We start from the raw sequence: 23,710 nt of genomic DNA, 5'->3' as shown, positions 1-23,710 counted from the left end.
TGGAAAACTGCTATGCGTATTAGTTCCTCTCTCTTTTTTCAGACCGGCTTGAATTCCATTAACAAGCAGCAGTCTGATCTGGTGCGGATTTTCCAGCAGATCGGTTCCGGTCAGCGCATGGTCAATCCGTCCGACGACCCCTTGGCGGCAGCCCAGACCATCAATCTGGCGCAAGCGCAGGCCATGAACGCGCGCTACGGCGAAAACCGCGAGGTGGCGAAACGCTCGTTGGGCGAATCGGAGAACATTCTTAATTCTGTCACCCAGCAACTGGTAGATGTAAAAACCCGTCTGGTGGAAGCGTCCAACGGCACCTTGTCCGATGCAGATCGTAATACATTGGCCACGGTCATGGAAAGCGCTCTGGATACCTTGCTGGGTTTTGCCAATGCCAAGGACGGTTCGGGCCAATATCTGTTTTCTGGCTCCAAGGGAACGACTCAGCCTTTCGATGCTTCCTACAATTATCAGGGTGATTCGCACCCGCGCAATATCCAGGTTGAACAGACCCGACAGATTAACTCGTCGGACAGCGGACTCGATGTATTCGTGCGAGCCAATCCAGGGTCTACGTCCTACACTACACATGTAGGGGCCAATAACACGGGTACGGCGATTATTAGCGGACCGGATGGCAGCTCTACCGTCGACGGTGCCTTTACTAGCTACACGATTACCTTTGGCCCGGTAGACCCGGCAACATCACAAGTGACTTACTCCATTCAGGGCGTCGGTTATGTGGGTGATCCGGCCAACGCGCCTGCCATGCCGGTCACGGGCTCTTTGGCACCTTCCGACAAGACGCAACGCATTTCTCTGCCAGGCGGTGTCAGCGTGCAGATCGAAGGCACGCCTGCGGACGGTGATACGGTCGATGTTAATGCCGTCTCGGACAATCCGAACGACATGAATCTTTTCACTACGCTGGCTTCGGTCGTTACTGCGTTGCGCAGCCCCAGTGATCAGAATCCCGTGGAGAAGGCTGCGCTGCGCAACGTTATGAATACGGCCATTCAGCGTGTTTCAGAGAACTACGACAACGTGCTGACCGTGCGTTCGTCTGTCGGCACCCGCTTGAACGAGATCGATGCCTTGTCCGCCAACGGAGCCTTGCGCACCATCAATTACAAGCAGGAGTTGTCGCGGTTGGAAGACCTTGACTACTACCAGGCCTCGACGCAGTTGGAACTGCGCAAATCCGCTCTGGAAGCGGCCGCCCTGGCGTTCCAGAAAATTCAGAGCACCAATTTGTTTAGTCTCAACAGTAAGTGACGCCGCACCGTCGATCTGATCTTTTTCTCAACCAGCAGCCAGGAATCATCAGCGGGAATTTTCTATGCTATTTAAGAATATGAGCCTCAAGGTCGGCATGACCTTCTTCGTTGTTATTCTGATGGTTCTGACGCTGGCTTCGGCGGGTTCCACGCTGTATTACTTCCATACGTTGCTCGATCAGAGCTCGGGCGCGCAGGTGCTCAAGCTGTTGCAGGAACACCAGACATTGGTCAACAGCAGCTATGGTTTGTTGCTGGTGCTGGCGATTTTGGCTGGTCTGGGCGCGCTGCTGTATTTTGTGCGTCGGGTCGTTCACCCTATGGATGATTTCGCGACTCACTTTGACGCCATCGCCAAAGGCGATTTGACCCAGCGCATCCACGTGCTGACCGAAAACGAAGTGGGGCAGTTGTTTGGTTCCTTGCGCCGCATGCAGGAATCCTTGTCCAAGACCATGAGCGTGATCCGTCACGGCTTGGAAGAAATCCAGGCCGGAGCCCAAGAGATCGCGCAAGGCAATAACAATATCAGCAGCCGTACCGAAGAGCAGGCCGCTTCTTTGCAGGAAACCGCCGCCAGCATGGAGCAGTTGGCCGGCACCGTGCGCCAGAATGCCGACAATGCACAGCAAGCCAACCAACTGGCGGCCACGGCCTCCGATGTGGCCCATCGCGGCGGCAGCGCGGTCAACGAAGTCGTGGCGACGATGCAAGGGATTTCGGCCAGCTCGAACAAGATTTCCGATATCGTCGGGGTGATCGACAGCATTGCGTTTCAGACTAATATTCTGGCCTTGAATGCGGCGGTGGAAGCGGCCCGTGCGGGTGAGCAGGGCAAGGGTTTTGCCGTCGTGGCGGCCGAAGTTCGTGCCCTGGCCCAACGCAGCGCCCAGGCAGCCCGCGAAATTACGGCCCTGATCGAAGATTCTGTGCGTAAGGTAACCGAAGGGTCGTCTCAGGTGGAACGCGCCGGTGCCACCATGCAGGAAATCGTGGACTCCGTGCGTCGGGTCACCGACATCATGGGGGAGATCACCGCCGCTACCATCGAACAGTCTTCGGGCATCGATCAGGTCAATCGGGCCGTGTCGCAAATGGATGACACCACCCAGTACAACGCGCGTCTGGTCGAACAGGCCGCGCTGGCATCGGCTGGGTTGAGCGAGCAGGTCAATCATGTGAATGAAGCGATTGCTTCGTTTCGGGTGCCTGGCGCGGAAGTCATCGATGTCAAGGCGCGTCGTGTCGCCACCCGCCGGGCCGTTGCCAATGGCACTGGCAGAGAGACTCGTCCCGGTTCGGCCTTGCCTGGCAAGGCCCGCGCCGCGGCCAAGCCAGCTCCTCAGGCCAAAGGCTTGGCTGCCCCGACTGCAACTGACAAAAGCACTGCCAAGGCACCGGCCCCCGAGCGCGAAGATCAGCGCTTGCGGCGTCCCGACTTGAGCGGCAAGTCCGCGCCTGCATCAGACGACGATTGGGAGGAGTTTTGATGGCGGCGATTGGCGTGCGCGTCTGGGCCGGGGGGCTGGCCCGCAAGGCGGTGGCCACTATCATGCTGGCCACTCTGGTGGCCTGCGCAACGCAGGGCAATTCCTTTCAGGCCTCGGGCCTGAATCAGATGGTGCCTGGTCAGACATCGCGCGCACAGGCCGAGGTGTTTTTGCAGGCACCGCCGCATCAGGTGTATCGACAACTGGACGGCAGTGAGCTGGCCGTCTGGCTTCACGGTGCCACACTGGCGACCGACGCGGTGTATTTCCGTCAGGAACTCTGGTTGCGTTTCGATGCCGCCGGGCGTTTCCAGCAGGTGGTCAAGCGCAGCAATATCCCGCCTACCTATCGCGAACAAGCTCCCACCAGGTCGACCGGCTCTATAACTATCGAATCCCCGGATTCGGACATGATCACAATTCTGCCGGTCAGCCAATAGTCTACTAATTGGGTCTATCCATGTTGGGTAATCAAAAAAAAAGCAAATCGGCGTCTCGGCAATCGAAACGCGCTACAAGGAAAGAACTGCGGTCCCGCAACGCTGGCCCCACCGGATTTAAGATCAGCACCATGCTGATGTTGGGGATGAGCATTTTTATGTTGCTCATCGTGCTGGTGGGGGGGCTGTCGGCCTATTATCTGCAGCAAAATGGAGAGTCGCTGCGGGTGTTGAGCAAACAGAATGAACGTGCGGTCACCGTGCTCAACCTGAGCAATGACATGATGGAGGCGCGCGTCACCTTGATGACTGCGGCTCGTTATTTCGAGGAAGCGGGCAACGATGACGGTATGTTGAGCAATGCCCAGGCGGCGGTGCGCAATGCTACCGACAAATTGGACAAGGTGCGCAAGAACTTTAGCGCCTTGCGTGCCGATATGCCGCCCGAGCCGGAGTTGCGCCGCCTGATCATGGGCCTGGTCGCCTCCTATCAGGCGTATCTGGACGATGGCATCGAGCCTATGGTGCAGGCGCTGGAAAGCCAGGATTACAACACGTTCTACTTTGTCAGTACCGGATTCGGTGTGATGCGCGCCCTGGCATTTCAGGGAAGCATCGAGGAGCTGGGGCGTTATTTCGATTTGCTGACCGAGCGTCATCTGGAGCAGGCCGAACAACAATCCATGCTGGCCCTGGTGGTGATCGGTACCGGTCTGATCCTGGGGTTGATCATCATGATCGTGCTGCGCATTTTCCTGGGCAGATTGGCGCTCAAGCCCTTGCGGGAAGCCGGTTTGCATTTTGACCATATCGCCAATGGCGACCTGACCCAGAAAATAAGCTATCAGTCCGGCAACGAGATCGGCGTGCTGTATGACGCCATGCGCCGCATGCAGCAAAGCCTGCAAGGCATTGTGGCTACAGTGCGTGAAGGCGTGGATGAAATATCGTCGGGTTCCGGACAAATTTTTGCGGGTAATACGGATCTCAGTTCCCGTACCGAGCAGCAGGCCGCTTCGCTGCAGGAAACCGCCGCCAGTCTGGAAGAATTGGCCAGCACGGTACGCCAGAACTCGGACAATGCCAACCAGGCCGACAAGCTGGCCCAGAATGCTGCCAGCGTTGCGCGTCGTGGCGGCGAATCGGTCGGGGCGGTGGTCAACACCATGAATCAGATTTCGACCCGTTCCGGTCAAGTGGCTGATATCGTCAATGTTATCGACGGAATCGCCTTCCAAACCAATATCCTGGCGTTGAATGCAGCGGTGGAGGCGGCCCGGGCCGGTGAGCAGGGTAAAGGCTTTGCCGTGGTGGCAGGTGAGGTACGCAGTCTGGCCCAGCGCAGCGCCCAGGCAGCCAAAGAGATCAAGGGCCTGATTGAAGCGTCGCTGGACGAAGTCAAGACCGGCACGCAGCAGGTTGCCAATGCGGGCGAGATCATTCAGGATGTGGTGCGCGCGGTCAACAGCGTCACGACTTTGATGAGCGAGATTTCCTCGGCATCCCAGGAGCAGACCTCGGGCATCGAGCAGATTAATGTGGCAGTTACCCAGATGGATGCTGTGGTGCAGCAAAATGCCTCGCTGGTCGAGGAGGCGGCAGCGGCTGCTGGTTCGTTGCAGTCGCAATCGGAGCGTCTGGCCCAGGCCGTCGCGCAGTTTAAAATCAACGAGGGCGACGTCATTGATATGCCCGAGCGCGATCCAGAGCAACTGGAAACCGGTTCTGCAGGGTTTTTGGGGCGTCCTGCCTATAGTTGAAATCCCTTAGTAAATAGACTCGGCATGGGTGATGCTGCATGGCACAATAAAATAGTTTCCACTGTCGGCAGAGCATCCCATGTCGTTCTCTATTCCCGGTGAATCCGTTGCCAAGACTGCCGTGCGCCAGAAGGCTCCCGGCATCCTGGCCTGGCTGATGGCGTATCCGCCATTTAACCAAATGCAGGCGCAGCACTGTGACTATCTGATCGAGCACAGTGAGCTGCGCTTTTTTGCGTCCGGACAGATCTTGCTGTCTGCTGGGCAACAGGTGGATACGCTATATATTTTGCGCCAGGGCCAGGTCGTCAATGTGGAGCAGGGCGAGGATGTGGACCATGTGGCCGGCGACGTGCTGGCAGTGCGTGAGCTGATCGGCGGGCAGACCTTGGGCAGTGATTACCGCGTTCTGGACGACTGTTTTGCGCTTGGCGTGGACGGTCAGGCGGTGGCGCATTTGCTAAGTGTCAGCGAACCCTTTCGGGAATATTGCTTGCGTGGTGCCAGCAGTCTGCTGGCCAGCGTGTGGCGATCCGCACAGGCCCATGCCAGTGCGGAACTAGGTGCCAGCTATACCTTGGATATGGGCTTGCAGGCCTTGGCGCAGCGGGGCGTACTCAGTTGCCTGCCCGACTGTCCGGTCGAACAGGCGGTTCGGCGCATGCACGAGCGCCAGTTCAGCAGCATTGTCGTGGTCAACGGCGACGACCACCCCCTGGGTATTTTTACCTTGCGCGATTTGCGGCGCTTGATTGCGGGGGGGCATTACGACCCAAGGCAGGCCATGTCTCAGGTCATGACGGCTAATCCGATCTGGTTGGCACCGGATGCCTCGGCGTTCGACGCTGCTTTGTTGATGGTAGAGCACCATATCGGCCATGTGTGTCTGGTACAGGACCATAAAGTGGTTGGCATGGTCTCCGAGCGGGATGTGTTTTCTTTGCAGCGTGTCGATCTGGTGCATTTGTCGCGGGCCTTGCGCTGCGCCCACGATATTGCCGCTTTGGTGGAACTGCAAGCCGATACGGGCCGCTTGGTCGACGCCATGCTGGCGCATGGCGCGCGGCCCGAGCAGTTGACGGCAGTGGTGACCCGTCTGAACGACCACACCGTGCGGCGGGTCATCGAGCTGTGTCTGCCGAGTCAGTCCTTGGCGGATATTGATTTTTGCTGGCTGGCGTTCGGTAGTCAGGCGCGGGGAGAGCAAACCCGTTTTACCGATCAGGACAATGGCATATTATTTGTTGCCGATTCCGCTGCGCAGGCTCAAGCCTGCCGTGAACGTCTGTTGCCGTTTGCGCGCCGGGTCAACGAGGCGCTGGACCGTTGCGGCATGCGCTGGTGCAGCGGCAATATTATGGCCAGCAATCCCGAGTTGTGCCTGTCCGAGCAAGAGTGGCTGCAACGTTTTCAGGTCATGATTGAGCGTCCTGCGCCCGAGCAGTTGCTGGAATCCACTATCTATTTCGATTGTCGCTCCATTTGGGGGTCGGACGCGGTGCTGCAGCGTCTGCAGCGGCGCGTGCTGGGCATGGTCAATGATAATCCGGCGTTTCAGCGCATGCTGGCCCACAGCGCCTGCCAGTCTCGTATTCCCAGCGGCAAGCCGCGCAGCAGGCTTGAGGCGCTGGTGGGGCAGGGCGAGGACATGCTGGATATTAAAAAGCATGCGCTGGCCCCGCTGGTGGATGTGCTGCGGGTATTGGCCTTGGCCTATGGCTGCGATCAAGCCGCGTCGCTGGATCGCCTGGCTTTTTTGACTCAACGCGGGGTGTTTTCACGCGAGGAGTCCGAGGGTCTGCACGAGGCTTACCGATATCTGCAACTGCTGCGCCTGCAGCATCATCAGCGGCAATTGCAACAACAGGGCGAGGCAGACAATCTGATCCGGTTGGATAGCCTGGGGGCATTGGACTCGCGGGTATTGCGCGAAGCCCTGGCGCAGGTGCGCCGCGCCCAGCGTATATTGGCTTTGCGGTACCGGCTGTGAGCGTTCGGGCTTGGTGGCCGTGGCGGCGGGACTCGGCGGTTCGAGGCACACAGCCCGATTGGACCCAGATCGATACCTGGATGTGGCAGCAGGCGGCATTTACTGTGCTTGATCTGGAAACCAGTGGGCTTGACGCCCGTTGCCACCATATTGTCCAGATCGGCGCTGTGCGTGTGGAGCGTGGTACCATTGCCTTGGGTAATCTATGGTCCGGCCTGGTGCGCCAGCAAGGCAAGGGCAGCAACGATAGTCTGTTGATTCACGAAATTAGTCCTAGTCGTCAGGCGGCAGGCCAGGAATTGCAACAGGTCGTGCAGGATTTTGCTGTTTATGCGCAGAATTCGCTGTGGATGGCCTGGGATGCGGATTTTGACCTGGCTTTTTTGACTCCTGCATGGCGGGCAGCCGGTTTGAGTCAGCCGCGGCCTGCGTGTCTGGATCTAGCCGATCTGGCCGAGTGTGTCTTGCCAAATTGGCAAGGTCGGCGGCGTGGTCTGGACGATTGCCTGGCGTATTGCGGTCTGCCGGCCATCGATCGTCACGATGCCTTGGGCGATGCCTTGGCCAGCGCCCAACTGCTGCAAGTGCTGATCAGCCGTGCGCAGCAGCAAGGCCTGCATGCTATCGGACAGGCGCGTCAGGCCATACGTCGGAACCGTCAACGGCAGGCCGCTGTGTTTTAGTCGCACCCGTGTCTTAAGGGCTTGCCAAGCCGTAGGCGACGCGCATCATGGCCTCGTAGCCGGCATTGAACAGTTGGGTCAGGAACGGGGTGGTCTGCGGGATCACCACGGTCAGCAGAATCAAGCCTATGGTCAGGGTAATCGGAAAGCCCACCGCGAAGATGGTCAATTGCTGGGCGGTGCGGTTCAGGATGCCGAAGGCCAGATTAATGGCCAGCAGCACGATAATCAGCGGCAGCGCCAGCAGCATGCCCGACATCAGCAGTTCGCCGCTCCAGTCGAGCAAGGCACCCCAACCATTATCAGCCAGTCCCTGGCCGATAGGCAGTACCTGAAAGGTGCGTGCCAGCACGCCCAGCACCAGCAGGTGTCCGTTCAGGGCCAGAAAGAGCAGTACTGCCACCACATTGAGCAGGCGCGAGAGCACAGCGGTGTTCGAGCCGGTGGCCGGGTCAAAGAAAGAAGCAAAAGACAGACCCATCTGCAGGCCTATAAATTCGCCGGCCGTTTGCACGGCCGCAAAAACAATGCGCATGGTCAACCCAAGGGCCAGACCGATCAGCACTTGCTGGGCAGCAATCAACAATGCGGTCCACGAAGCCGTCGGCAGGTTAGGCAGCGGGGGCAGAGTAGGCGTCACAATCAGGGTCAGCAAGACGGCCAGCCCCACTTTGGCGCGCTTGGGGATGGCTGACTCGCTGTAAAAGGGCAAGGCTGCCAGGGTGGCCAGGATGCGGATGAAGGGCCACAGAAAGGCATTCAGCCAGGCGTAAAGCTGTTCCGCAGTGACCTGAAGCACCTTGCTGTCGCCTTGTTCAGTTGACCAGGCCGGGAATGCCGCGCAACAGGTTCTGCATGTAGTCGACCATGGTGTTGATCAGCCAGGGGCCCAGCAGCACCACGGTAATGCCCATCGCCAGCAGTTTGGGGATGAAGGACAGGGTCATCTCGTTGATCTGGGTGGCAGCCTGGAAAATGCTGATGCCCAGACCCACGATCAGAACCACGATCAGCATGGGGCCGGCCATGGTCAGGGCCAGCTTGAGCGCGGTATACGTCATGGACATGACGGCTTCAGGGGTCATGGCTGTCCTTTACTGGTAAAAGCTGCGGGCCAGCGAACCCAGCAGCAGATGCCAGCCATCGGCCAGCACGAAGAGCATGAGCTTGAAGGGCAGAGATATGGTCACCGGCGGCACCATCATCATCCCCAGGGACATCAGCACGCTGGCAATGACCAGATCGATGATCAGAAAGGGAATGAAAATGGTGAAACCGATTTGAAAAGCGGTTTTCAGTTCACTGGTGACAAACGCAGGCACCAGGACACGCAAGGGAACATCTTGCGGGCTTTGCAGCTCGCCCACGTCGGCCATGTCGCCGAACAGCTTCAGGTCGGCTTCGCGGGTCTGATGCAGCATAAAGGTCTTGAGCGGCTGTGCGCCTTTTTCCAGAGCCTGTTCAAAGCTGATGCTGTTTTCGGATAGGGGTTTGTAGGCCTGTTCGTAGATCTCGTCAAAGACCGGCGACATAGTGAAGAAGGTCAGGAACAGAGCCAGGCCCACCAGGACCATATTCGGTGGCGCGGTGCCGGTGCCCATGGCATTGCGCAACAGACCCAGCACGATGATGATCCGGGTAAAACCGGTCATCATCAGCAGCACGGCCGGCAGGAACGACATCATGGTCAGCATGGCCAGAGTCTGGATGCTGAGCGACCAGGTCTGCGCGCCGTTCGGGCCGGGCGTGGAGGTCAGGGCGGGAACCGCTTGTGCCCAGCCGTCCACGGGGGCCAGCAGCAGAAGCAACACGGTTGCCAGAGCCGGCAGGCGGTGGTGCAGCGGGAAAAAGAAAGAGGCCATTTGATGTATCAGCTGGACGAGCGAGCCTGATCCAGATGGGTGTCGAAGTCCTTGCCAGCGGCTGGGGTTGCGTCGCTGTGCAACAGGCTGATGTGCTGGGGTGTGATACCGATGAGGATTTCGCGGTCGTCGACCCGGACCAGTGCCAGACTGGCCCGCGTCCCCAGCCGCTGGCTGTCCAGAATATGGATGCGGCGTTTGTTGCCCCCCTGGCGCAGCATGCCGCCGCGTCGCGCCACCCAGGCTGCCGCCAGAATCAGGCCCACCACCAGCAGCAGGCTGAGCATAATTCTGACGAGCTGGCCCTGGTCCATAGCGGCTTGTCCTAGCGGCGTCCGTTCAGGCGCTGGATGCGGTCTGAAGGCGTGATGATGTCGGTGACGCGGATGCCGTATTTTTCGTCCACTACAACGACTTCGCCCTGGGCGATCAGATAGCCATTGACGTAGATGTCCAGCGGTTCGCCCGCCAACCCGTCCAGCTCCACGACCGAGCCCTGGCCCAGTTGCAGAATATTCTTGATGGTCAGGCGAGTGCGGCCTAGCTCGACGGATAGCTGGACAGGGATGTCCATGATCATGTCGATGTCGCTGCCGCCGCCTTCGTGGCTTTGATGGATGGGCTGGAACAGCGCGCTGGCTGCTGCCGCGCTGGCGGTCGGGTCGGCGGTTGGAGTGCTTGCAGCAGTCTGCTCGGCCAGGGCGGAGGCCCAGTCGTCATCCAGAGGCTGGCCCAGGCCTTGAGCCTGATTGGCCTGGCCGGCCTGTTGTTCGGCCATGGCGGCGGCCCAGTCGTCCTCGGGCGCAGACCGGTCGTTGGGGTTGAGAGGGTCGGTCATAGGGACGTACCTTTAGTCAAGTCGGTGTCGTTGGTAGCCAGTATGTTTTGCACGCGCAGGGCGTAGCGGCCGTTGGATGTGCCGTAGCGGCATTCCAGTACGGGCACGCCGTCCACGTGGGCCTGAATGAGGTCGGGGATGTCGATGGGCAGCACATCGTTGACCTTGAGCTGGGTGAGCCCGGCGATGGTCATGTCTATGTTCACGAAATCGGCGATCAGTTCGACCTGGGCGCTGCGCACCTGGCGCGAGAGCTGTTGCGTCCAGCGCTGATCGATGGCGTTTGAACCGGTATCCTGCAGTGGCCGGGTCAGAATGTCGCGCACCGGCTCGATCATGGAGTAGGGCAAGCAGATGTTCAGGTTGCCGCCTTGTGCGCCGAACTCGATGTTGAACGAGGTGACCACCACAATGTCGTTGCCGCTGCTGATGCTGGCGAACTTGGTGTGCATCTCCGAGCGCATGTATTCCGCTTCCAGCGGGTAGATGGATTCCCAGGCGCCGCAATAGCTCTCCAGTGTCAGGGTCAGCAGGCGCTGAATGATGCGCTGTTCGGTGGTGGTGAAGTCGCGCCCTTCGACACGGGTGTTATAGCGGCCGTGGCCGCCGAACAGGCTGTCGATGATCAGAAAGACCAGATTCGGATCGAAAGTGAACAGGGACACGCCGCGCAAGGGCTTGAGCGAGATCATGTTCAGGTTGCTGGGCACCGGCAGGTTGCGCTCGAAATCCGAGTATTTCTGGATGCGGATGGAGCCTACGGTGATGTCGGCATTGCGACGCATGAAGCTGAGCATGGTCGAACGCAGGCGACGGGCGAAGCGCTCGTTGATCAGCTCCAGCGTCTGCATGCGATGGCGCACCACGCGGTCGGGCGAAGTCAGGTCGTAAGCGCGTACTCCCGAGGTGTTTTCGTCCTGGGGTTTGGCGTCAGCGCCTTCGCCGGTGACACCGGCCAGCAGTGCATCGACTTCGTCTTGGGATAGGAAGCTCTGATACGACATTATTGGATGACAAAGGCGGTGAACAGGACATCGTTGATGCGCGGGATGGCCGGATTAGGGGTGTAGGGCTCTTTAAGCCCGGCGGTAAGCTGCTGGACCAGGGCCTGGCGGCCTTCCGGTGTCTGGATGCGGGACGGCTGCTGCTCGGCCAGAATCTTCAGGACCCGGTCGCGCACCATGGGCATGTACTCCAGCAACATGGCCCGTGAGCCATCGTCCTGCACCCGCAAGGTGATGCCTACGTACAGAATGCGCGAACGCCCGTTTTCGTTCAGGGTAACGGTAAAGGGGTCCAGCGGGGCAAAAATGGGTTTTGTCTGGACGGTGACTGGCGGCGGCACCGTTTCCTGGGAGGAAGAGTCGGCCGCAGCGGCGGGTTTGCTGCTGTCGGTCCATTTTTTCAGCCAGTCGGGCGGGCTGTCTTGCTGCCAGGAGTAATACAAGGTAGCGCCCACGCTGGCGGCGACAATAAACAGAACCAGCAGACCGGTTTTGATCAGACGAGCAAATTTGGTGGGTGCTTTTCGGGCCATGAGAATGTGAGCAGTCGGTAACTAGCGTAATACAGGGGGGCAAGCGTACGTCGGGCCTGTCAGCTTCCCACGGGTATTGTGCCCGAGGCAGAGCAGGACAGGCCCACTGAATAGACGCTGCTTTTCAAGCTTGATCATGCTTTTTGACAACAGCAGGGCGATCAGGCGAAGGTGTCCACGAGCGCATCCGGATTCAGCACCCGCGATTGGGCCGCTTCGGGGGTCATGGCCGTCTGCGCACCGGTATCCAGGCTAAAGCCGGGTTGTCCGTTATTCTGACGCTGGGCAGCCAGTTGCTCCTGGAAGTGCTGATGCGAGGCATGCTGGTCGCCCACGTCGGCCTGTCCCAGGGACAGGCCGTTGTCGGCAAACTGCTGTTGCAACTGCTGCAAAGATTGCTCGATGGCGTGGCGCACCTGGGCGTGTGGCGAGGTGATCATGGCATGGGCCACGCCGTCCTGGATTTGCAGAGTAATGCGCAAAGGGCCCAGTTCGGGTGGGTCCAGGCGAATATCGGCGCTTTGGATTTGTCCCTGAGCCTGCTGAGCCAGAGAGATGAACTGTCGACCAAGCGCGGCGCTCCAGTCGGGGGAGTGTATGGGCGTGGCAATGCTGGCTTGTAGGACCGGCGCAACAGCGGCAGGCAGCGGGGCCATGGCCGGCTGGCTGGCTGGCATTACGGGCAGACGGACCGAGCTTGCCGTATCCAGTGTGGCTGTGGGCGTTTCCACGGTCAGACGAGGTTCTTGCGTCACGGCATGCGCGGTCTCGGCAAGGGCCTCGGGCCGCAAGGCAAAAGGCTGTCCATTATTTTGGGCTTGTACGCCCGCCCATTGTCCGATGCCGCTGGCCGGCCGTGCAGGACGGGGGGCCGGATCGGCGATGCCGGGCAAAATGGGAACATCGACCGGGGCCGCTTTGTTTGGCAAGGAAATATCCGTGCTGCCCGGCGAAGCGGTGTTTGCCTGAACAAGCGGTGCATCGGCCATTTTCTTTAGCGTCGCGACCAGATCGTGACTAGGTTGGCGCGGATCGGCTTTTGGGGTGCCGGACAACGTGTCTGTCGGTGCCGCATCGCTTTGTGCGCTGCCTTGGCGTAGCGCCCGAACTTCAGACAGGATAGAAAGAGCCAGGTTGGGCAAGTTCTGATCTGTTTCGTCTGTTTCCGGGGCGAGGGGTTCCTCGGTATCGAGCAAAGCGGCCAGATCGTGTTCTGTGTCTGCGGGGAGTATGTCGCCGGCAGGAGTCTGTATAGTGGTTTTGCCTGGTTCGGTATCGCGTTTGGCGCGGGCCGACGTCTGTATGTCTTGCTGACGTGCTTGTAGGTGCGTCGCAAACGTATTGTCGGCGGGCTGGGACGTCGAGCTGGCATGGGTGTCCTTGACGGCGGGACTATCCTTGACGCTAGGAACCGTTACAGGCAGAACCAGTTGGGTGGGCAAAGTCATGGGCGTACGCGTGCTCAATAGGCTGTCTGGCTGCGGGCGAACAGGCGGGCGGCGATTTCGTCGCTGGCGCGTTGATCCATCCGTTGTTGGTGGCGTTGCTGTTCCAGCAGGCGACGATCAATCAGGGTTTCATAGGCATTCAGGCGTTGCTGTTGCGCATGCCAGTGCTGGCGTCCTTCTTGAATCTTGCCTTCCAGCGACAGGATGATCTTATTTTGCTGTGAAATGGCGTCGTCCAATGTGGCGATAAAGCGCCGGAAATTGTGATAGTTCGCCATAGACAGCCCGGTTTGTCCGGCATCGAGCAGGCGCTGGGCATAGTCTTGCCGGTAATTTTGCAGTGTGTCCAGCTGTGTGGCGGCGTTCTCGCGCTGGCTGTTCAGCTCTTGAAGCTGGCGGCCGGCTTCGTCCACCTGGTTTTGGGTCAGCTCAACCAAGGTGTTCAAGGACGAATGGGATTTCATGGTCATGGTCCGTGATTCAGTACCGCATTCAGTTCGTCAAATGCGCGTTCGACATCCACGCGCTGCTGCATGCCTTGCTTCAGATACGCTTCCAACCAGGGGTATCGTTCGATGGCCTCGTCGATGCGCGGATCGTTGCCCCGGGTGTAGGCACCCACAGCGATCAGGTCGCGGTTGCGCTGATAGCTCGAGAGCAGGCCCTTGAAACGGTGCACCATGCTGTATTGTTCGGGCTGCACAATGGCCGACATGACCCGCGAGATGGACGCTTCGATATCGATGGCCGGGTAGTGGCCGGTTTCGGCCAGGCTGCGCGACAGGACGATGTGGCCGTCCAGAATGGCGCGGGCCGAGTCTGCAATCGGGTCTTGCTGATCGTCCCCCTCGGTCAGTACCGTATAGAACGCGGTAATGGAGCCGCTGCGCCCTTGGGCATCGGGCTCGCCGTTGCCGGCCCGCTCCACCAGGGCGGGTAGCTTGGCAAAGACCGACGGCGGATAGCCTTTGGTGGCCGGCGGTTCGCCGATGGCCAGGGCGATTTCCCGCTGCGCCATGGCATAGCGGGTCAGCGAGTCCATGATCAGCAGTACATTTTTGCCTTGGTCGCGGAAGAACTCCGCCAGGCGGGTGGCGTAGACAGCGCCTTGCAATCGCAGCAAGGGCGAGACATCGGCCGGCGCGGCCACGACGACCGAACGCTGCAAGCCGTCCTGGCCCAGATTGTGTTCGATGAACTCTTTGACTTCGCGGCCTCGTTCGCCGATCAGGCCCACGACGATGATATCGGCCTGGGTATAGCGGGCCATCATGCCCAGCAATACGCTCTTGCCCACCCCAGAGCCGGCAAACAGGCCCATGCGCTGTCCTCGTCCTACGGTCAGCAATCCGTTGATAGCGCGCACGCCGACATCCAGCACGGTGTCAATCGGGCTGCGATTGAGCGGATTGGGCGGGGTATGGTTCAGCGAGACGGACGCGTCGGCGTCAATCGGCCCCAGGCCGTCCAAAGGGCGTCCATTGCCATCGACCACCCGACCCAGCAAACCCATGCCGACTGGCACATGGCGCGAACGCGCCTGGGCAGGCAGAGTGTCGGGCTGCTCGGAGCAGGGCAGTGGCACGGGCGGCTGTACATCGGGCTCCACGGGAACAACGCGCGCGCCGGGCGGCAGGCCGGAGGTGTCGGCCAGCGGCATCAAGTACAGGGATTGGCCTTGAAACCCCACCACTTCGGCTTCGGCCCAGATGTCCTGAGCGGCAGACAGTTCGATTTTGCAGGCTGCCCCAACCGCCAGCTTCAAGCCGGTGGCTTCCAGCACCAGGCCGGTCGCGCGCACGACGCGGCCGCTGCGCAGGGTGGGCTCAATGGCTTGGACCCGCTGCTGAGCCGATAACAACTGGGCGCGCCAGCGATCGGGGGCATCGGCATAAGGACAATAGGCACGATGCGGCATGGCGCTTAGTCCTTCTGGTCCGGTTTCAGGCCCAAGGCAGACAGGGCGCGCTGCCAGCGGGTGGCCAGCGTCGCGTCGATGTCGCCGTAGGCCGAGCGGACTATGCAGTCGCCGCGCTGCAAGGTGGCATCGGGCTGCAAGCGCCAAGGACGCTGTTCGGCTTCTTCCGATAGGTACTCGCGCACCAGGGCGATATCGTCCGGATGCAAGGACAGCAGCAGTGCACTGGTATCGCCGGGATCGGCGCGCAATACATCGGCCACCAGATCCTTGATGCGTTCAGGCTGCTCATTCAGGGTGCTGCGCAGCACATGTTCGGCAATGCGGGTTGCCAGTCCGATCAGGGCCTGGCCGATTTCCTGGTCCAATGTTTCGATGGACTGGCTGCAGGCGTGGTTGATGGCGATGAACGCCTGCGCGTGTTCGGCAATCTGCTCCTGGGCTTGGGCCAGGCCCGCTGCCATGCCGGCCTCGTAGCCTTGGGCATGACCGCTTTCCTGTCCGGCGGCCAGACCGGCTGCATGCCCTTGTTCGTGCCCGGCCTGGTATCCCTCTTGATGTCCTTGCGCCTGTGCCTGGGCTCGCAGCTCATCTAGCTGTTGTTGCAGCTCTTGTTCGCTGGGCGGCTCGAACTCGGGTTCTACCGGCTCTGGCTGCGGCGCAGGTTCGTCCAGCCCCTGCATCTGCCAGCGGCTCCAGCTTTCCTGCAGATCGGCGTAGGCGGATGCGCCTTTGGGATGCCCCGACACTTACATGCCCCTGTGCCAGCGCTTGGCAGGCGCGTTATACATATTCGTCCCCGCCCATGCCGCCCAGCGTGATCTGGCCGTTTTCGGCCAATCTGCGGGCGACCTGCACGATGGCTTTTTGCTCTTGCTCGACCTTGGACATGCGAATCGGACCTTGCGCATCAATATCTTCGCGCAGCATTTCGGCCGCGCGGTTGGACATGTTGCGAAAGAACTTGTCGCGCAGTTCTTCGGGAGCGCCCTTCAAGGCAATGGTCAGCGCGGATGTTTCGATTTCTTTGAGCAGCAGCTGGATGGCCGTGTCTTCCATATCGGCCAGATTCTCGAAGACAAACATTTCGTCCACGATGCGCTGGGTCAGATCTGCGTCCATGGTGCGCAGGCTGTTCAGCACGGACTCTTCGGTGCTGGCATTCATGTAATTGAGCATTTCGGCGGCGGTGCGCGGGCCGCCCATTTTGCTGCGTTTGGCTCCCTGGCCCGAAAGCATGGAGTTCAGCACTTCGGTCAGCTCGTTCAGGGCTGCTGGCTGCACGCCGCCGAAGGTGGCAATGCGCAGCACCACGTCATCGCGCAGCCGCTCGGGGATATGCCCCAGGATGTCGGCGGCGCGGTCGCGCTCCAGGTGCACCAGAATGGTGGCGATGATCTGCGGGTGTTCGTCGGCGATCAGTTCGGCCACGCTGGAAGCATCCAGCCAGTTCAGCGCGTCTATGCCGCTGCTGGCACCTTCGCCCACTTCCAGGATGTCCTCGATCAGGCCGGCGGCGCGGTCCGAACCCAGGGCCTTGGTCAGAACCGAGCGGATGTAGGCGTTGGAGTCCAGGGTGACGGCCATGAACTGGTCGGCTTCCTGCCGAAAACTCTCCAGGGCCTCGTCCATGTCGGCACGGGTCAATTGCTTGAGCGACGCCATGGCCGTGCTCAGTTGCTGCACTTCGCGCGGCGAGAGGTAACGAAACACCTCGGCTGCCGCATCTTCACCGAGCGACATCATCAGGATGGCGCTGCGCTCGATGCTGTCGTCTGCTTTAGCCGTTTTCATTTTTGTCTTCTTTGCTCAGCCAGGAACGCAAGACCATGGCGACCGCGCGTGGATCGCTGTGGGCCATGGTGCGTGCCGTGTTCAGATTATCTTCGTAGCGGTTCATTTCGGCAGCGCGTTCTTGGGCTGCCTGTTCGCGGGCTTTGTCTTCTTTTTGGCGCTCGACGCGGGCATCCGAGTTGGCCTTGGCCTGGATCAGCCCCTGGATGATGGGGTTGACCACGATGCGCCAGGCCATGAACAGAATGAAGGCAAAAACCAGGTACTTAATCAGATCCATGGCGATCTCTAGATATTCCGGATTCTTCCAGAAAGGTGGAGCGGAATCGCCTTGTTCGTTGAACAGGCCGTTGACCACGCTGAGGGTATCGCCACGTTCGTCCGAATAGCCTACGGCCTGTTTGACTAGATCACGGATTTTATCCAGCTCTTCCTGTTCCAGCGGTGTGTTGGCGTCGTCTTTGTTGCGGTAATTGACAACGACGGCGACCGACAGGCGGCTCAATTGTCCCATCGGGCCTTTGACGTGACTGATGGTGCGATCGACTTCGTAGTTGGTGGTGGCGTCGTTGCGGGCGTTGCCGGCGCTTTGCAGCAAGCGTGCCTGTTCAGCCAGCGTGACCAGGGATGGGTCGTCGCTCGGGTTAGCAGGGGTGGTGGCTGCTGTATTACTGTTGGGGTTCTGGGCCTGGTTCTCTTGCCCCTGGTTGTCCTGACTTTGGGGCGGATTGACGATATTGGCGGTGGCATTGGCCGGAGGCTGGTTGCTGAGCGCGCCGGGCACACCTTGCGCTTGCGGCATGTTGCGCTGCAAGGTGGAGCTGGTCTGTTGGCTGCGCACCGCGGCCTGTCCGGGGGCCTGGTTGGGCTTGTAGACTTCGGATGTCTGTTCGCGACGCGAGAAATCGACTTCGGCGGTCACTTGGGCGCGTACATTGCCTGCGCCGACCAGTGGGTTGAGCAGTGTCAGAATGCGTTGTACTGCTCTGTACTCAATGTCGTTGACAAAGTTGCGCTGCAGACTGTCTGTACCTGATTCGCCGCTGGGGGCGGTCAGCAGGCGACCATTCTGGTCAATGATGGAGACTTTGTCGGCGGCCAGGTTGGGCACGCTGGAAGAAATAAGCCAACTGATGGCGGCGACCTGGCCTTCGGTCAGGCTGCGGCCGGGGTAGAGCGACACCACCACCGAGGCAGTCGGGGACTGTCGGTCGCGCACGAATAGTGTTTCGCGGGGCATGGCCAGATGTACGCGCGCTTCCTGGACAGCGTGTACGGCCTTGATGGAGTTGGCCAGCTCGCCTTCGAGCGCGCGTTGGTAGGTAACCTGTTCGTTGAACTGACTGGCTCCGAAACGGCTTTGGTCCAGCAGTTCGAAACCAGCATTGCCGCTGCGGGGCAGGCCTTGCGCGGCCAGTTGCATGCGGGCTTCATGCACGCGCTCCTTGGGCACCAGCAAAGCCGTGCCGGTGCTGTTGAACTGGTAGGGCACATTCATCTGACCCAGTGCCGAGACAATGGCACCGCCGTCCCGATCGTCCAGGTTGGAGAACAATACCTGATAGGAGGGGCTGCGGCTCCACATCAGTAGTGCGACGACCAGCGCGATCAAGGCGGCCCCCAGGCCGATCAGGGCGACCTTGGGTAAGGCGCGCAAGGTATCGTAGCCAGGAATTCGGCTCAGCATTTCTGCTGTCTGACTCATGGGTGAGCTCGGTGAGGCAGATGCGGGGTTCTGCATGGAATCAGTGGAGTTCAAATCAGGGCGGGCTCAGGCTGGCGGTGAGAAAAAGAGGCGATTGCCGCTGGACAAAAAAGAAGGCGCAGCCTTAGACCGGCATGCTGGCCACTTCCTGGTAGGCGGCGACCAGACGGTTGCGCATCTGCACAGTGGCTTGGAACGCGATGCTGGCTTTTTGCAGGTCTATCATCACATCGTTCAGTGCGATGCCCGGTTCGCCCAGCTGGAACGCTTGGGCCTGGGCATTGGCGGCGCTCTGGGCCTGCGACACTCGGCTTAGCGACCGAGCCAGCTCGGCGGCGAATCCGCCCTTGTCGGGCGATGAAGCGGCTTGAGCAGGCGCGGCCGGTACCCCGGCTGCTTGAGCGACGGCGCGCATCTGGGCCAGAACGTGTTCAATGCTGGAAAGATTGGAGATCGACATATTCGCTTGTCACATAATCACAATGGGCTGCGCATGCAGATTCGGGCAGCTTGCTTAATGTAACGGTTTGCGGCGAAGGCCAAGCAGGGTATCTATCGCCAAAAACAGGGGCTTTTCTTGCCTTATGGAACAGGGCGATCAGGCGTGGCGTCTTTTTCCAGAGCCTGCAGGGCGGATTTGGCCTTGGGGTGGCCTTGTTCAAGCGCATATAGCCACGCCAGCAGTTCGGCTACCGCCTGGTAAAGCTGGGGTGGGACATGTCGATCCAGGTCTACCTGCATCAGCAGGCCGACCAGTTCTGGTGATTCGTGGACATACAAGCCATGTTCGCGCGCGGTGCGCAAAATGTTTTCGGCCAACGTGCCGTAGCCTTTGGCAACGACGCGGGGGGCGCTGTCCTGTGGATCGTAACGCAGGGCGATGGCCTGCGGGCGATGAGTGGACTGGTCAGCCGGCATGGTGGGCGGTGTCCATTTCGTCTGGAGCGTCGGCCTGGATGTGCAGTTGGCTCAGATGCAGCCCCTGTTCCTGCAGGCGTTCGCGCAGCGGCATGCTGTGCTCGTCCAGGTAAGGAGCGGATTGCCCGGCCTGGATATTGACCAGCAACTGTTGGTCCAGCAGATTGAGTCGCAGTGTGACCGGGCCCAGCGTAGGTAAATTCAGGTGCAACGTGCTGGACCAGTGCTCGGGCTCGTCGGCCGAACTGCTTTCATGGCGCTGGACGGTCCAGTCCATGTCGGTTTGTGGCCAGGCCTGCCCTTGCCATTGGATGGTTTGATTGGCCAGCACATCCAGTTGCTGGCGCACCAGTAGAGCCTGGGGCTGTTCGCTTTGTGCGGCCTGGGCCGTGCTGGTCGTGCTGGAAGGAGCGGGGGCAGCCTGCTCGGAAGCGGCGGCCGGGCGGAGCAAGGCGTTCTGGGGTTCCTGTTGCAACTGGGCGGCGTTGCGTTGTCCGAAATGCAGGTCAGACAGGTGGGATTCGTAGAACAGGCCGCTGTGTTGCAGGGCGTGGGGCAGGGCCTGGGCGAAGTGGCGTGCCAGCGCGGCACCCGCTTCGGAGCCTTGCAGTGTCGGGGACTGTGCGCCTGGTGGGGCGATGCCGGAGGTAGGGCTGCCGCCCGCAGGCAGCGGCAGACGTTGCTGCGCCAGTGTCTGGGCCAATGATCCGCCAGTTTGCGCGGGTGTCTGGCCGGGGCGCGCGGTGCCGGAGGTGTCCGCAGCCGGGCGTTGTGAAGGCGCTGTTTCCGGCTCGCCGGGCAGTAAGGCCTGGCGGCCTTGTGCCGGAGGGGCGCGGTCGGGAAAGCGCTCCAGCAGAGCAAGAATAAACTGGGCTGTGCGCCCCAATGTGGTAGGGGCCGATGGCGTGCTGGCGGTATTGGGACCGCTGTTAAGTAGTGCGGGGTCGACCGGAACGCGGCCATGCTGGGTGCGCTGCGGCGTCGAGGTCTGGTGTTGGGACTGAGCGCGTACGTGATCGACGCTTTGGCGTGGGTCGCGGCCGGGGTTGTTCTCCGGGCGCTCTACGCGAGTGCTGCCCGGCGTCTGGCTGATGGCGTCCGGTCGGGCACCGTTGGCGATATTGCTTTGCTGGGAAGTGCCTATGCCCAGCACAGCGTCCAGCCGCTGGATCAGCAGCGTCCCCAAAGGGGATGGACCGCCAATGCTCATGAATGGACGCCGGGGGCGTAGTAGGCTTGCAGTACGGTTTGCTGGCGTTTCATATTACCCAGCAAGGCACCGAGCCGGCTCAATTCGGGCATGGCCAGATGACGGATCTGGGCATCGTTTTCCAGAATTTGCGTCAGCAATTGGCGGCGGGCCTGCTTGTCGGACACGGATAGCTCTTCCATGTTCTTGAGCCGCTCTACGGCTTGCTGATAGATTTCGGACTGCTCCAGGACATCTTCCCAGCGCGCAGTGCGGGCCAGTTCCAGCATGTGGCGTGTGATGCCGGCAATGGTTTCGTATTGATCCACGATCAGGCTAGGCGTTTCGCTCATATTCGTACCAGGCGCGTGAAGCGCAAAAGAGTGGGGGGTGCAGAGGTGCTGCCATTCTGCCTGCCCTGGGCTCAGGCCGGAGCCTGGGTCCGTTGAGCGTCGACGCTGGTTGTCCAGGCGTCGGCAATGTCAACCAGCATGCGTTCGGCCAACGCCAGTTTTTCCGGGTCGTTGCGCAGGTTGGCCTGCATGAGGTTGTAAAGAATAATGTCGTAAGTCGCCACTAGATTGCGGGCCAGATCGCCGCCTTTGTCTTGGTCTACCGCCATTTTCAGGCCGGAGTCCACAATGTCCAATGCTTTCGAGATAGCCTGCCCGCGTCCCGCTATATTGCCGTTTTCCATGTGCAGGCGTGCTTGCATGATGGCTGCGCGCGCACCGTTGAACAACAGGGTAATCAGGTGTTCGGGGCTGGCGCTCAGGACCTGGGTTTCCAGGCCCACCTGGGCATAGGCCCGGGCTGATTGCTGGCCGAAACGACGGGAAGGGGCAGGATAGCTCATGGGTGTTTATTTTTTGCCGGCATTGCCCAGCATAGACAGTTGTTGGGTCAAGTAGCTGCTGATGCCTTGCATCTGGTTGACCATTTTGTCCAGTTGGACGAATTGTTTGCGGTAGGCCTCGATCTTGTTGTCGATGCGCTCGGCAGTAGCCAAGGCTTGTTTTGCCAAGGTCTTGCCGATTTTGTCGGCACCCTCGGTGGCGTTATCGATGAAACCTTCTTTCTTGACGTACTCGTCCGCTGCTTTCACGACCCGGTTGCCAATGGCCTGGTCGCCCACGAACAAACGCCGGACATCGTCCATATTGTTTTGCAAAGAGGCCGCCAGCTTTTTGTCGTCCACGACCAGATCGCCGGTTTTCGGATCGGCGGTTACGCCGATCGACGACAGCGTGCGCAAGTCCCCTTCGCTGGTGGCAAAGCTCAAGGCAGAGCGCAGGTTGGACTGCGCGCGGCGCGAAATCGAGTCGCCGGTCAGGGGTGAGCCTTTGTTGTTTTCCACATCGTACGTCGTCAACGAGCGTACGGTGCTGTTGAGCGTATTGTAAGCAGTGACAAAATCCTTGATGGCTTTGGTCGGGATGCTGTCGTCGCGCGTGACGTCCAGCGAGATCGGATCAGGCCCCGCTTTGTTCAGCGTGATCGTCAGGCCTTCTACGGTATTTTTAAGGGTGTTGCTCTGGCTGGTGATTTCGATGCCGTTGACCTTGGCTTTGGCGTTGACGGCAGTGGTCAGCACATCCATTCCGCGTGCAGGCTGAGCCGGATCTGGCTGCGAGGCCGGAAAGCCCACCATGTCGCTCAAGGCATTATTGCCTTGCACGGAAATCGTCTTGACGGCAGCCTGGGTGCCCGTGTCCGCGGCGGTCAACACCAGTTGGTAAGGGTGCGTGGCATCGCCCGTATTGATGATAGTGGCCGACACACCCAGTTTGGAGTCTGCATTGATGGCCTTCATGATGCCTTGCAACGAGGTGTCCTTGCCCTGCAAATCCAGCGTGTGTTCCTGGCCGTTTTCCAGCGTGACAGTCAGTTTGCCGTCAAGGCCAATAGGGTTATCGCGCGAGTCCATGCGCTTGGTGGCCAGGGACTGCTTGGTAGCCAGATTTTCTACAATAATGTTGTATTGGCCTGGGGTCGCCTGATTGCTGCCCGTGGCCGTGATCGCCTCGCTGCTTGCGTTGACCTTGACGGCACCATACAAGGTAGTGTCGTTCAGGCTTTTGCCGGCTGTCTGCAGCGCGGTGATAGTGCTTTTCAGCTTGCCATAGGCAGAGATGCGGTTGGCGTTTTCAAGCTGGCGGTTCTGGATGATGGTCAACGCCGCACTTTCGGATGCGCGCAGCTTCGCGAGCAGCTCGTCCAGTTTCAGACCGGAGCCGATGCCAATCGAAGAAATAGCCATGTCCAATACTCCTGTAATGTCTTATTTTGTCGCGATTGTGTCGCGCGCAAAGCCCATGTCTATGGGATGTTTCGATGCTTGTTTGGTTTTATGCCTTGACGCTGACGGTATTGCCTTGCAGCTGCACAATCATTTTGGCGATCTGTATGACCGCATCCGAAGGAACGGTGCGCAGCACCTCGCCGGTGCTGTTGTCCACGATGGAGACCACCAGGCGCTGGGCTTCGTCGTCCATATCAAAGCGTATTCCGGTAGACCAGGCCTGCAGCGAATCATTGATCTGCTCCAGTGTGTCGTCTAGCGTATTGACCATGCCAGGCACGGGTTCGCGCTTGTCAGGCCAGCGTTGCTGCAGTTGTGTGTCCGTATTGCTTTCGGCGACCGGAGTTACCGTGGTTGCTGCCGAAGGCTGGGCAGTGCCAGGGTTCTGATCGGCTGGAGGGGCTAGGGGGGCCAAAGCCGTCGTTTGTGATGAAACCGGATTGATCATGACATCTCTCCTGAATGGGGCCTGGTGACAGGCCCCCGCAATCGAGTCGATATTGGCGCCTGTAGCTTTATCGTTACGATTACGGCACGGAATGACGCTTCTTTAGTGGGTTTT

26 protein-coding genes are annotated in these 23,710 nt (G+C 60.0%); 6 read left to right on the top strand and 20 right to left on the bottom strand.

Features of this window, described 5'->3' with window-relative positions; translation table 11 throughout:
• Positions 1-12 precede the first annotated feature (12 nt).
• The 6 genes from flgL to AADW57_RS11450 all read left to right on the top strand — a co-directional run bounded on the left by flgL (position 13) and on the right by AADW57_RS11450 (position 7,637).
• Positions 13-1,272: a flagellar hook-associated protein FlgL gene (gene flgL / locus AADW57_RS11475; RefSeq protein ID WP_341667035.1), complete on the top strand. Its 1,260-nt coding sequence runs from the start codon at positions 13-15 to the stop codon at positions 1,270-1,272.
• A 64-nt stretch (positions 1,273-1,336) separates the two neighbouring features.
• Positions 1,337-2,764 carry a methyl-accepting chemotaxis protein gene (locus AADW57_RS11470; RefSeq protein WP_341667034.1) on the top strand — a complete coding sequence of 476 codons (1,428 nt, stop codon included), beginning with the start codon at positions 1,337-1,339 and terminating at the stop codon, positions 2,762-2,764.
• On the top strand, positions 2,764-3,204 hold the full coding sequence (locus AADW57_RS11465; RefSeq protein ID WP_341667033.1) for a hypothetical protein: 441 nt from the start codon (positions 2,764-2,766) through the stop codon (positions 3,202-3,204). The genes AADW57_RS11470 and AADW57_RS11465 overlap by 1 nt, the downstream gene beginning before the upstream one ends.
• A 20-nt stretch (positions 3,205-3,224) precedes the next feature.
• Positions 3,225-4,964: a methyl-accepting chemotaxis protein gene (locus AADW57_RS11460; protein WP_341667032.1), complete on the top strand. Its 1,740-nt coding sequence runs from the start codon at positions 3,225-3,227 to the stop codon at positions 4,962-4,964.
• Between the two features lie 79 nt (positions 4,965-5,043).
• Positions 5,044-6,954 carry a DUF294 nucleotidyltransferase-like domain-containing protein gene (locus tag AADW57_RS11455; protein ID WP_341667031.1) on the top strand — a complete coding sequence of 637 codons (1,911 nt, stop codon included), beginning with the start codon at positions 5,044-5,046 and terminating at the stop codon, positions 6,952-6,954.
• Positions 6,951-7,637 (top strand): 3'-5' exonuclease, encoded by a 687-nt coding sequence (locus AADW57_RS11450; RefSeq protein WP_341667030.1) that lies wholly within the window; start codon positions 6,951-6,953, stop codon positions 7,635-7,637. Before AADW57_RS11455 ends, AADW57_RS11450 begins: the two co-directional genes overlap by 4 nt.
• A gap of 13 nt (positions 7,638-7,650) precedes the next feature.
• On the opposite strand, the gene fliR is transcribed toward AADW57_RS11450, so the two are convergent.
• The 20 genes from fliR to AADW57_RS11350 all read right to left on the bottom strand — a co-directional run bounded on the left by fliR (position 7,651) and on the right by AADW57_RS11350 (position 23,596).
• The gene (fliR, locus tag AADW57_RS11445) at positions 7,651-8,436 is read right to left on the bottom strand and encodes a flagellar biosynthetic protein FliR (RefSeq protein WP_341667029.1); all 786 of its coding nucleotides are present in this window, start codon (positions 8,434-8,436) and stop codon (positions 7,651-7,653) included.
• Positions 8,437-8,452: 16 nt separating this feature from the next.
• A complete protein-coding gene (fliQ, locus tag AADW57_RS11440; protein WP_341667028.1) occupies positions 8,453-8,722 on the bottom strand; it encodes a flagellar biosynthesis protein FliQ in 270 nt (89 codons plus the stop codon).
• Positions 8,723-8,731: 9 nt separating this feature from the next.
• Positions 8,732-9,499 carry a flagellar type III secretion system pore protein FliP gene (gene fliP / locus AADW57_RS11435; RefSeq protein WP_341667027.1) on the bottom strand — a complete coding sequence of 256 codons (768 nt, stop codon included), beginning with the start codon at positions 9,497-9,499 and terminating at the stop codon, positions 8,732-8,734.
• Positions 9,500-9,507: 8 nt separating this feature from the next.
• Positions 9,508-9,813: a flagellar biosynthetic protein FliO gene (fliO, locus tag AADW57_RS11430; RefSeq protein WP_341667026.1), complete on the bottom strand. Its 306-nt coding sequence runs from the start codon at positions 9,811-9,813 to the stop codon at positions 9,508-9,510.
• 11 nt (positions 9,814-9,824) lie between these two features.
• Positions 9,825-10,337, bottom strand: coding sequence for a flagellar motor switch protein FliN (gene fliN / locus AADW57_RS11425; RefSeq protein ID WP_341667025.1), 513 nt, complete (start codon positions 10,335-10,337; stop codon positions 9,825-9,827).
• The gene (fliM, locus tag AADW57_RS11420; protein WP_341667024.1) at positions 10,334-11,341 is read right to left on the bottom strand and encodes a flagellar motor switch protein FliM; all 1,008 of its coding nucleotides are present in this window, start codon (positions 11,339-11,341) and stop codon (positions 10,334-10,336) included. The genes fliN and fliM overlap by 4 nt, the downstream gene beginning before the upstream one ends.
• Positions 11,341-11,874, bottom strand: coding sequence for a flagellar basal body-associated FliL family protein (locus AADW57_RS11415; protein ID WP_341667023.1), 534 nt, complete (start codon positions 11,872-11,874; stop codon positions 11,341-11,343). The genes fliM and AADW57_RS11415 overlap by 1 nt, the downstream gene beginning before the upstream one ends.
• A 161-nt stretch (positions 11,875-12,035) precedes the next feature.
• Entirely contained in the window at positions 12,036-13,322 is a 1,287-nt protein-coding gene (locus AADW57_RS11410; RefSeq protein WP_341667022.1) for a flagellar hook-length control protein FliK, read from the bottom strand.
• A 14-nt stretch (positions 13,323-13,336) separates the two neighbouring features.
• Complete coding sequence (gene fliJ / locus AADW57_RS11405; RefSeq protein ID WP_341667021.1) at positions 13,337-13,786, bottom strand: flagellar export protein FliJ; 450 nt, start codon at positions 13,784-13,786, stop codon at positions 13,337-13,339.
• Positions 13,787-13,788: 2 nt separating this feature from the next.
• Entirely contained in the window at positions 13,789-15,240 is a 1,452-nt protein-coding gene (gene fliI, locus AADW57_RS11400; protein WP_341667020.1) for a flagellar protein export ATPase FliI, read from the bottom strand.
• A 5-nt stretch (positions 15,241-15,245) separates the two neighbouring features.
• Positions 15,246-15,989 (bottom strand): flagellar assembly protein FliH, encoded by a 744-nt coding sequence (gene fliH, locus AADW57_RS11395; RefSeq protein WP_341667019.1) that lies wholly within the window; start codon positions 15,987-15,989, stop codon positions 15,246-15,248.
• A 34-nt stretch (positions 15,990-16,023) separates the two neighbouring features.
• Positions 16,024-17,034, bottom strand: coding sequence for a flagellar motor switch protein FliG (gene fliG, locus AADW57_RS11390; protein WP_341667018.1), 1,011 nt, complete (start codon positions 17,032-17,034; stop codon positions 16,024-16,026).
• Entirely contained in the window at positions 17,021-18,739 is a 1,719-nt protein-coding gene (gene fliF / locus AADW57_RS11385; RefSeq protein WP_341667017.1) for a flagellar basal-body MS-ring/collar protein FliF, read from the bottom strand. The genes fliG and fliF overlap by 14 nt, the downstream gene beginning before the upstream one ends.
• 124 nt (positions 18,740-18,863) lie before the next feature.
• Positions 18,864-19,199: a flagellar hook-basal body complex protein FliE gene (gene fliE, locus AADW57_RS11380; protein ID WP_341667016.1), complete on the bottom strand. Its 336-nt coding sequence runs from the start codon at positions 19,197-19,199 to the stop codon at positions 18,864-18,866.
• 122 nt (positions 19,200-19,321) lie between these two features.
• Entirely contained in the window at positions 19,322-19,657 is a 336-nt protein-coding gene (locus AADW57_RS11375; protein WP_341667015.1) for an EscU/YscU/HrcU family type III secretion system export apparatus switch protein, read from the bottom strand.
• Positions 19,647-20,867: a flagellar hook-length control protein FliK gene (locus AADW57_RS11370; RefSeq protein ID WP_341667014.1), complete on the bottom strand. Its 1,221-nt coding sequence runs from the start codon at positions 20,865-20,867 to the stop codon at positions 19,647-19,649. Before AADW57_RS11370 ends, AADW57_RS11375 begins: the two co-directional genes overlap by 11 nt.
• Positions 20,864-21,199 (bottom strand): flagellar protein FliT, encoded by a 336-nt coding sequence (locus AADW57_RS11365; RefSeq protein ID WP_341667013.1) that lies wholly within the window; start codon positions 21,197-21,199, stop codon positions 20,864-20,866. Before AADW57_RS11365 ends, AADW57_RS11370 begins: the two co-directional genes overlap by 4 nt.
• Positions 21,200-21,270: 71 nt before the next feature.
• Positions 21,271-21,702, bottom strand: a complete 432-nt coding sequence (fliS, locus tag AADW57_RS11360) for a flagellar export chaperone FliS (RefSeq protein ID WP_341667012.1) — start codon at positions 21,700-21,702, stop codon at positions 21,271-21,273.
• Positions 21,703-21,708: 6 nt separating this feature from the next.
• The gene (fliD, locus tag AADW57_RS11355; protein ID WP_341667011.1) at positions 21,709-23,106 is read right to left on the bottom strand and encodes a flagellar filament capping protein FliD; all 1,398 of its coding nucleotides are present in this window, start codon (positions 23,104-23,106) and stop codon (positions 21,709-21,711) included.
• A gap of 88 nt (positions 23,107-23,194) precedes the next feature.
• On the bottom strand, positions 23,195-23,596 hold the full coding sequence (locus AADW57_RS11350) for a flagellar protein FlaG (RefSeq protein ID WP_341667010.1): 402 nt from the start codon (positions 23,594-23,596) through the stop codon (positions 23,195-23,197).
• Positions 23,597-23,710: the final 114 nt, after the last annotated feature.

It is taken from the genome of Alcaligenes sp. SDU_A2, assembly GCF_038237375.1.
In the GTDB taxonomy this organism is placed as follows: domain Bacteria; phylum Pseudomonadota; class Gammaproteobacteria; order Burkholderiales; family Burkholderiaceae_B; genus Alcaligenes.
The sequence above is the reverse complement of the archived record's forward strand: the minus strand, read 5'-3'. Positions and strand labels throughout refer to the sequence as shown.